Annotated in this window: 8 protein-coding genes; 1 reads left to right on the top strand and 7 read right to left on the bottom strand. The window is 66.5% G+C overall.

Annotated elements, in window-relative coordinates; genetic code table 11:
* Window positions 1-52: 52 nt before the first annotated feature.
* From G3N64_RS22470 to G3N64_RS22445, 6 genes are all read right to left on the bottom strand, one after another.
* Window positions 53-1,144 (bottom strand): ChuX/HutX family heme-like substrate-binding protein, encoded by a 1,092-nt coding sequence (locus tag G3N64_RS22470; protein WP_205785878.1) that lies wholly within the window; start codon window positions 1,142-1,144, stop codon window positions 53-55.
* 49 nt (window positions 1,145-1,193) lie between these two features.
* The gene (locus G3N64_RS22465; RefSeq protein ID WP_205785877.1) at window positions 1,194-3,461 is read right to left on the bottom strand and encodes a TonB-dependent hemoglobin/transferrin/lactoferrin family receptor; all 2,268 of its coding nucleotides are present in this window, start codon (window positions 3,459-3,461) and stop codon (window positions 1,194-1,196) included.
* A 239-nt stretch (window positions 3,462-3,700) separates the two neighbouring features.
* Complete coding sequence (locus tag G3N64_RS22460; RefSeq protein ID WP_205785876.1) at window positions 3,701-3,928, bottom strand: hypothetical protein; 228 nt, start codon at window positions 3,926-3,928, stop codon at window positions 3,701-3,703.
* Window positions 3,929-4,135: 207 nt separating this feature from the next.
* Window positions 4,136-4,519 carry a DUF6232 family protein gene (locus tag G3N64_RS22455; RefSeq protein WP_205785875.1) on the bottom strand — a complete coding sequence of 128 codons (384 nt, stop codon included), beginning with the start codon at window positions 4,517-4,519 and terminating at the stop codon, window positions 4,136-4,138.
* 124 nt (window positions 4,520-4,643) lie between these two features.
* Window positions 4,644-4,904 carry a DUF2866 domain-containing protein gene (locus tag G3N64_RS22450; RefSeq protein WP_011353838.1) on the bottom strand — a complete coding sequence of 87 codons (261 nt, stop codon included), beginning with the start codon at window positions 4,902-4,904 and terminating at the stop codon, window positions 4,644-4,646.
* A 207-nt stretch (window positions 4,905-5,111) separates the two neighbouring features.
* Complete coding sequence (locus tag G3N64_RS22445) at window positions 5,112-6,269, bottom strand: porin (protein ID WP_205785874.1); 1,158 nt, start codon at window positions 6,267-6,269, stop codon at window positions 5,112-5,114.
* Window positions 6,270-6,577: 308 nt separating this feature from the next.
* Here G3N64_RS22445 and G3N64_RS22440 point away from each other — a divergent pair, with 308 nt between their 5' ends.
* Entirely contained in the window at window positions 6,578-7,384 is an 807-nt protein-coding gene (locus tag G3N64_RS22440; RefSeq protein ID WP_205785873.1) for a MetQ/NlpA family lipoprotein, read from the top strand.
* Between the two features lie 149 nt (window positions 7,385-7,533).
* Here the strand turns inward: G3N64_RS22440 and G3N64_RS22435 are convergent, their stop codons facing one another.
* Window positions 7,534-8,649: a succinylglutamate desuccinylase/aspartoacylase family protein gene (locus tag G3N64_RS22435; protein ID WP_205785872.1), complete on the bottom strand. Its 1,116-nt coding sequence runs from the start codon at window positions 8,647-8,649 to the stop codon at window positions 7,534-7,536.
* Between the last annotated feature and the right edge of the window lie 185 nt (window positions 8,650-8,834).

Raw genomic sequence — 8,834 nt, 5'->3', positions numbered from 1 at the left:
GCCGCTGCGCCCGCCAGCACCGCACGGCGGCGCGGATCGAACGGTCGCGCGCTCACCGTGCGCCTCCGCGTGCCGCGGCCGGCAGCGTCGCGACGAGCGCGCGCCAGTCGTCGCGTTCGACCTTGCCGGGCTTGCGCTCGCCGAACAGCAGCGCGACGTGGTCGCCTTGCCGGTCGAACAGCTCGAGCGACGTGACGATGCCGTCGCTCGTCGGCTTCTTCACGACCCACGCGGCGGCGATCAGGTCCTCGCGCACGTGCAGGTTGAAGCCCGGGTCGAGCACGTTGATCCATGCGCCGACCTCGCACACGTTCGCGACGGGGCCCGTATGGATCTGGATCATCCCCGTGTTGCCGACGAACACCATGATCGGCTGGCCGCTCTGTGCCGCCTGCTGGAGCACGTGGCGCAGCGCGTGCGCGGTTTCGACCGGATACGCGTATTGCGGATCGGCGAGACGCAGCGCCTGCATGCGGCTCACGCCGAAGCGCCGCGTGATGCCGAAGAACTGGTGCGTGTCGGTCATCGCGTCCCACGCGGCGCGGAAGCCCGCGACGTCGATCTCGGTGTCGGCGCGCTCGGGCGTCTTCGGCGCGGCGGGCGCGACCTCGAGCCCCGGCTCCTGCGACGGCGCGCGCCAGCGCTCGACGAACGCGTCGTACGCGGCGTGGTCGCTGTGCGCGCGCAGGTACACCTTGTGGATCGCATGACCCTGCGCGTCGAAGAACTGCAGGCTCTTCAGCGGGCCGTGCGCGGTCTCGTCGCGCACCGCGAACGCCGATACCCAGTGACGATAGAAGATGCGCAGGTCGATATCGCCGAGCGCGAGGCCGACGGGGCCGTCATGGCTCATCTGCGCATACTCGCCGTCCTTCTCGTGGACGGCCGTGTCGTTGCGCGTGAGCGCCATCACGCGGCCGAGGCGCGGCATTTCCTCGAACATCGCCGGAAAGCGCGCGTCGAGCCGCACGACGTGCTCGCCGACGAATGCGGCGAGCGCCTCGCCTTCGCTGACGCCGAGCGCCTGCGCGACGTCGCGGTTGCGCAACTGGCGCTCGGTCTTGAGCTTGATGAATGCGTCGCGCAGCGCGGTGGCCGCGCGGGCCGGCGTGGCCGGTTGACCGGGAAGGGCGGATTGCATCATGTCGGACTCCTTCAAGTAACGGTTGGGGTGGCAGCGCGGGCGGCGCGCATCAGAAATCCACTTTCATGCTGACGGCGACCGTGCGTCCGGACGACGTATACGCATCGAGCACCTGCGAATCGGCCGCGATGCCGCGCACGTCCGACCAGTTCCAGTATTTGCGGTCGAACAGGTTGCGGATGCCGATCGTCGCGCTCACGTGCTTGTTGAAACGGTAGCCGCCGCGCAGGTCGACGACGAACGACGACGGTGGCGAGAAGCACGTCTTGTTCGAACAGTCGGACTTGTCGATGTCCTTGTCGCGTTTCGCGGCCTGGAACAGCAGGTCGGTCTGCACGTACCAGCGCTCGGTCGGCTCGTAGCGCACGCCGAACACGGCCGAGAACGGGTTGACGGTGTTGAGCGGCTGGCTCGCCGCACCGTCGTTCTGCGTCGAGCCCTTCGTGAACGCCATCGCCGTCTTCAGCGTGATGCCGTTCGGCATCACCCATTCGGCGCGGCCTTCGAGGCCGTGGATCCGCGCGTCGGCGAAGTTCACGTACTGGAACACGAACGGGTCGGTTGGCCGGCCGCTGCCGGCGATCGTCGTGCGCGAGATGAAGTTGCGGTAGCGGCCCGTGAACGCGGCCGCGCTATAGCGCACGACGCCGTAGCCGGTGCCGGCCTTGCCGCGCAGGCCGGCTTCGAACGTGTCGCTCGTCTCGGGCTTCAGGTTCGGGTTGCCGATCGACGTGTAGCCGTATACCGGGTTCGAGAAGCTGCTGTTCACCTGGTCGGGTGTCGGCGCGCGGAAGCCGTGCGCGTACTGCACGTACGGAATGACCGCGGGCGTGATCTCGTAGAGCACGGCGACACGCGGCGACAGTTCGTTCGCGCTCGTCGACACGGCCTTGCCGGTGAACAGCGGATCGTTCTCGGTGGGGCTCAGCCGGTAGGTGTCGAAGCGCAGGCCCGGCGTGACGAGCAGGCGGCCGTAGCCGATCTGGTCCTGCACGAACGCGCCGAACAGCGTGTAGTCGGTGTCGGGGAACGCCTTGTTCGGGAACGCTTCGCCGACGCCCGGCACCGTGCCGTCACGCAGGTTCGTCACGCGCGACACGCTGCCGTCGACCCCATACAGCAGCTTGTGCGCGAACGGGCCGGTCGCGAAGCCGCTCTCGGCGAACGCGGAGCCGCCGAACGTGCGCTCCTTGTACTGGTTGTCGCGCGAACGCGAAGGCGCCCTGCCGCGCGTCTCGAACGCGTACTGGTCCTGCTTCGCGTCCTGGTAGTAGAACTGCACGTGCGCGGTCTGGAACCAGCGGAACGCATCGTCGCGGAAATCGTAGTCGACGCTGAAGCGGTTGCGCTCGAGCCGGTCGTAGGTCGTGAGGCCGAGCGTGGTCGGCGGGCTGATCGCCGACAGCACGTCGGTGCTCACGCGGCGTTGCACCGTTTCGGCGGTGAACCTGATCGTGTCGCGCGTGGTCGGCGTCAGCACGAGCTTGCCGAGCAGCGATTCCGAATAGACGTCCTGCGGGTTCGACGTGGTGCGCAGCGTGCTCGCCGAGTTGTTGCTGCCGCGCGTGTCGACCTCGTGGCCGCGCCGCCCGTCGGCGATGATCATCCCCTGGAGGCGGTCGTTGCCGCCCGCGGCCGACACGGTCGCGCCGATGCTGCGGTCGGCCGAGTCGTAGCTCGGCCGGAACGAGAAGTAGTAGGGCTTGTTGTAGATCGACAGCAGGTCGCGCGGATCCTTCGTGATGAAGTTCACCGCGCCGGTCAGGCCGTCGCTGCCGTAAAGTGCCGAGGCCGGCCCGCGCAGGATCTCGATGCGCTTGAGCGTGTCGAGATCGGCGTAGTCGCCGCGCCCCGCTTCGAGCGGGCCGAATGAAAACGCGTTCGGCAGGCGGATGCCGTCTTCCATCAGCAGCACGCGATTGCCTTCGAGGCCGCGGATGTTGATGCTCGAATCGCCGTCGCGGCCGCCGCCGAGCGCGGCGCTGCCGGGCCGGTACGCGGTGCGCCGCACCGTGATGCCCGGTTCGTAGCGCAGCGCGTCCTTGATGTTGGTGGCCTGCTGTTCTTCCAGATCCTCGTCGGTGATCACCGAGACGGACGCCGCCGTGCGGCTCGCGGCCGTGGCGGTGCGGTTGGCGGTGACGGTGACGGGGTCGAGCAGCGCCGCATCGCCGCGCGTGGACGCGGCGACGAGGAGGGTTGAAGGCGGGGTGGCGCCTTGCGGCGACGAATCGGCGTGAGCCGGGGCGGCGGACAGGCCGAACGCGCCGAACAGTGCGGCACAGATCGGCCGCCGCGCCAGCGTATAGCAATGCACAGGTGGTCTCCCATTGACGATGACAAGCCCGAAGGCTGGCTGGGTGACGCGTTCACCTGGCTGGCCCGCCCGCGCACGGAAGGCGGCGAGCGGCGAATTGAAAGGCAACTGATAACTTTACCAGTGTAAATGAGAATTATTATCAATACAAGAACGCAAAGCGGCTCGTGTGGGTGAGCGCTCACCTGCGCGGCTCGGGCGAGCCGCGGCGGGAAATTCGGGAGAAACGCGCCGGTACGCTAGGCCAGCGCTTCGATGCGTATCAGCAGGTTGCGTGCATGCGAGATGAACGCGTCGTGCGTGGCACGATCGCCGTGGCTCTCGAGGCCCGCCTGTTCGGCGAACGCGACCTGTTCGGTGTACAGGTCGACGATCGCACGGCGTGCGTCAGGGGGAAGCGCGCGGATCATCGACACGATCAGCAGTTCCTGCGCGCGAAGCGTGCCGGACAGCGTCTGGACGTTCATGCTGGCCTCCTCGGACGATGCGGCGGCGAGCCGCTCTTTCCATACTAGGCGGTCGGCGTACGCTGCGCAGGCGCGGTGTTCGCGAGGCGGTAGCGGAATGCGATTCGATGCGGCAATCGAGGGTGCCGTTGCGCGACGCGAAACGCGCTGCGCGCGGCGGGGCACCGCGAATCGAAGCGTGCAGGGATTGCAGGGATGCGAATGGAATCAGCCGGCCGTCGTGGCGGCCTGCGCATCGCGCACGACCTGCGCGACGCGTTCGACGAACTCGACGTCGACGCTCGACAGCGCTTCGCGCTTGCCGTCGGGCATCTCGACCATCAGGCGATACGTGACGTCCTGCGTGGTCCACGCGAGATAGCCGACGACGGCGAGCATCACGCCGACGACGAGCGCGGCGCTCGATCCGGCGATGCCGCCGGCGACGGCGGCGGCCGCGCCGATCAGCGAGATCAGCGACGGCACGAGGCGGTTCTTCGGAATCTTGACGACATCGACCTGGCGGATGTCACGCAGCGCGAATACCTGCCCGGCGGCCGACAGGCCGTTGCGCGTGATCGTCACGCCGCGTTCGTTGAATGCGTTTTCCATCGTGTGTTGCGTGGACGAAAACGCGCAGCGTAGCAGGTTTCGTTGCTGCATCAAACGAGACCGACTGCCGCACGGTGCGTGCGGCGCGGCTGAAATGCGGGAAGCGGGTGGAGCGGGAAGGCGTTCAGAACTGCAGCCGGCCGTCGCCGTAAAGCCGGCCCGGCACGTGCGAGGCGACGACCTCGGCGATCTCTTCGTCGGTCGATTCGGCCGGCACGATCTGGCGCCGCGCGGGCGCGTCGAGATGCATCGTCCACTCGACGAGGCGATACGGCCGGCCCCACGGGCGCTGCATTTCGACCGATACGCGGCAGCTCTGGACCGGCATCGAATGTTGGCACGTCAGAATCGCGTGCAGATGGCTGAAAACGGTATCTTCGATCATCATGGCCTCCGATCCTGTCTTGTGGGCAATCGATGGCGGCGCCGTCGGCGGTTCAAAAAAAAAGCCGCCGATGCTCAGGCGGCCAACAGGGGGGGTGAGAGCATCCTCTCAGCCCAGAATTAAGCGAAACTTAAAAGCGCATAAAAAAGCGCCCCGCGTGGAGCGGGGCGCTTCTTGCCGTCGTGATCCGCGAGTTAAGCGGATGCTTTAGAACTTGTGACGGATACCGATACGTGCGGCGATCTGGTTCTTCGAACCCGTGCCCGACGTGTTGAAGTAGCTCGTGCTCGAGCCGATCTGCGCTTGCACGCCCTTGCCCGATGCCTGCTGGTACACGACCAGGCCGTACACGTCCGTACGCTTGCTGAGTGCGTAGTCGGCGATACCGTTGACCTGGTTCCAGTGCCACGAGTTGCCGTTCTGCGTTGCGTTCGTGTACGTGTAGCCGAGGCCGCCCGACAGCGCCGGCGTGAATGCGTACTTCGCGCCTGCTTCATACGCGTTGTAGAACGTGCCGCCCGCGCCCGAAACGGTCGAGAACTGCGTACGCGTCCACAGCAGCCATGCCGTTGCCGGGCCCCAGACGTAGCGGCCGCCGACGCCGTACGTGCGCAGGTCGCGGACGTTGCCGGTGCTGATGTTCGCGATCGTCGTCGAGAAGGCCGGCGTCGACTGGCTCGGGAAGCGGATGTCCGTGTAGGCTGCGCCGACCGACAGCGGGCCGTTCGCGTAGTTCAGGCCGAAGCTGTATGCGCGCGACGAGCCTGCCGTCGTCGTCGTGCCCGACGTCGTGGCCGGTGCGCCGGCGAAGTCCGTCGAGTTCGAGAAGCCGTACAACGCGCCGAACGTGAAGCCCGAGTAGTTCGCGCTCTGGAACTTCACGGCGTTGTTGATGCGGCTCGACGTGAGCTGGTCGATGTCGTTCACGTGGTACGCGTAGTTGCCACCGACCGTGTTGCCGCCCGTCGAGTAGTTCGAGCCGAGGATGTCGGTCGAGAACGAGTACTGGCGACCGAACGTGACCGTGCCGTATTGCGACTGGCTCAGGCCGACGTAAGCCTGGCGGCCGAAGATCGCGCCACCCTGGCCGATCGTGCCGTTACCGCTGTTGAAGCCGTTTTCGAGCACGAAGATCGCCTTCAGGCCGCCACCGAGGTCTTCGGTGCCGCGCAGGCCCCAACGGCTGCCCTGGGCAACGCCGTCGTCGTACTTGAACAGCTTGCCCGAGCCGCCGTTGGCGGTCTTGCTGTGGTTCACGTAGCTGATACCGGCATCGATGACACCGTACAGGGTCACGCTGCTTTGTGCGTGTGCCGTGCCGGCCGTTGCTGCCAGGGCGGCGATGGTCAACAGTTTCTTGTTCAAAGGATTCTCCGAGCGAATAAATGGCGTGTCCAGTTGCGGTTCCGGCGCTCTCTATGGGCGCTTTCACGTACCGGCGGCAACTTTATCGAGGGGCCACGTAATGAATATGACAGCGACTGTCATATGAAGAATGTGTGGCGTCGATGCGACACCGAATCATGCCCGGGTTGTATGGCGGGGGTTATACCGATTTCGGCAGAGAATCGATCCGGATCGGGAATATGCACATGAAATAAGCTTGGTTGGTGGCGTTCCGGCCCCATGCCACGATCCGTGTTCCAACCAACGACACGGGACAAGAGGACACCATGCGACGTTCATTCCTGACCGGCCTCGGCGCACTCGCCGCGGCGCTGGCATTCGCGGCGCCCGGTGCGCACGCCGACTCGCAAACGCTGAAGATCGGCACGATGAGCGGCCCCGACGCGCAGATCTGGACCGAGGTGACGAAGGTCGCCGCGCGCGAAGGCCTCGCGATCAAGGTCATCGAATTCAACGACTACGTGCAGCCGAACGCGGCGCTCGATTCCGGCGATCTCGACGCGAACGGCTTCCAGCACCAGCCGTTCCTCGACAGCCAGATCAAGCAGCGCGGCTACAGGATCGTCAACGTCGGGCTCACGTACACGGCGCCGATGGGCTTCTATTCGAAAAAGCTCAAGTCGCTGAAGGACTTGCCGGCGGGTGCGAAGGTCGGGATCCAGAACGATCCGTCGAACGGCAACCGCGCGCTGCTGCTGCTGCAGAAATACGGCGTGATCAAGCTGAAGGCGGGCGCCGGGACCAACGGCGTGAACGCGACGCCGCTCGACGTCGCCGAGAACCCGAAGAAGATCAAGATCGTCGAACTCGACGCCGCGCAGCTGCCGCGCGCGCTGCCCGATCTCGATGCCGCGTCGATCAACACCGACTACGCGGTGAAGGCCGGGCTCACGCCGGTGAAGGATGCGATCGCGATCGAGGACCTGCGCGGGCCGTACGCGAACCTGATCGCGGTGCGTGCGCAGGACAAGGACAAGCCGTGGGTGAAGAAGCTCGTCGCGGCCTATGAATCGGACGACGTGCGCAAGTTCATCGACCAGAAGTTCGGCGGCGCGATCATACCGGCGTTCTGAACGGTCACGTGTGCCGCCCGCCCGGCCGGAGGGATCGCCGGCATGCCGGAAAGCAAATCGCCCGCGCAAGCGGGCGATTTCGTTGGTGCGGGCGGGGGCGCGCGGGGGGGGCGTGATACGCGCCGCGACCCGGCGCGCGGGCCGGCCGCTCAGGCCGACAGCAGCGAACCGGTGCGGATCGCGGTCGCGCCGGCAATCCGCGCGACTTCCATGCCGGCCGTCGCGAAGCGCACGATCTGGCGCGCGTACAGCACGCCCGACACGCTGCTCTTCAGCGTGACGACGCGATCGGTCAGCGGATCGACGATGTCGGCCACGGCCTGGCCGGCCTCGATCATCGCGCCGACCGGCGTGCGGAACACGATCACGCCCGACACCGGTGCGACGAGCGGATCGGTGCCCGCGAGCGGCGTGGCCGGATGCGCGAGCGGCGGCAGCGGCGCCGGCGTGCCGTCGACGACACCGCGCTCGGTCAGGTATTCGACGATCGCCTGCGCGTCCTTTTCGGCGAATTCGTACGACACGTCGCGCTCGCTGCGCAGCTCGACCGTGACGGAAATCGCGCCGTTCGGGATCGGGAAGCGGTCGCCGAAGCGGTTGCGCAGATCCGACCAGCAGAAGCTGTGGATCTCGTCGAACGGGTTGCCGACCGAATTCAGCGCGAGCAGCGACGCCTGCGCGTCGAGATAGCGCGACAGCGGCTCGACGTCGGGCCACAGATCGGGATTCGTATAGAGGTGCATCACCGCATCGCTGTCGCAATGCAGGTCGAGCACGATATCGGCGTCGAACGACAGCTTCTGCAGTGCGAGGCGCTGCGAATCGAGCTCGGTGCGCGGCGTCTGTTCGTCGAGCGCTTCGCGCATCGCGGCGCGCACGGCGACGAGGTTGTGCTGCGCGTCGTTCGTGAGGCGGCTTTCGACGCGCGGCAGCACGAGCGCGGCGAGATCGTAGAAATTGCGGTTGAAGTTCTGCATCGAGCCGAGCTCGAAGCGGCCGAGGTGATCGCCGAACACGTGTTGCGACAGGCCGATCGGGTTCGGCACGGGCACGATGACGACTTCGCCGCGCAGCTTGCCGGCCGTCTCGAGCGCGGCGATCTTGCGGCGCAGCAGCGTGGCAACCAGCATGCCGGGCAGTTCGTCCGCATGCAGCGACGACTGGATATAGACCTTCTTGCCGCCGCGCGGGCCGTAGTGAAAGCTCGTGATCTGGCGTTCGGTACCGACGGCGGGGGAAATCAGCGGATGGGTCTGCGTTTGCATGATGGGGGAGTGCGGCGCAGCCGCGAATGATCCGGTGTGCGTGGAAGATCGATTGTACGTTGCCTTCCTCACCGCCATCAAACCGGCGCCGGAACGCGCTGATTTTCGTTGAGAATCATCAGGTTGATACGGAAAAAATAACGCTGCCGGCGCCCCGCGCACAAACGAAACGGGCTCCTTGCGGA

The organism is Burkholderia sp. Ac-20344 (assembly GCF_017104975.1).
In the GTDB taxonomy this organism is placed as follows: Bacteria; Pseudomonadota; Gammaproteobacteria; order Burkholderiales; family Burkholderiaceae; genus Burkholderia.
Note: the sequence above shows the minus strand (reverse complement) of the source record. Positions and strands in the feature narration are given on the sequence as shown.

What these genes read in the sequence shown, in the direction of transcription:
- G3N64_RS22470 (WP_205785878.1), bottom strand. Translation starts at nt 1,144, where the DNA reads ATGATGCAATCCGCCCTTCCCGGTCAACCGGCCACGCCGGCCCGCGCG.
- G3N64_RS22460 (WP_205785876.1), bottom strand. Translation starts at nt 3,928, where the DNA reads ATGAACGTCCAGACGCTGTCCGGCACGCTTCGCGCGCAGGAACTGCTG.
- G3N64_RS22455 (WP_205785875.1), bottom strand. Translation starts at nt 4,519, where the DNA reads ATGGAAAACGCATTCAACGAACGCGGCGTGACGATCACGCGCAACGGC.
- G3N64_RS22450 (WP_011353838.1), bottom strand. Translation starts at nt 4,904, where the DNA reads ATGATCGAAGATACCGTTTTCAGCCATCTGCACGCGATTCTGACGTGC.
- G3N64_RS22440 (WP_205785873.1), top strand. Translation starts at nt 6,578, where the DNA reads ATGCGACGTTCATTCCTGACCGGCCTCGGCGCACTCGCCGCGGCGCTG.
- G3N64_RS22435 (WP_205785872.1), bottom strand. Translation starts at nt 8,649, where the DNA reads ATGCAAACGCAGACCCATCCGCTGATTTCCCCCGCCGTCGGTACCGAA.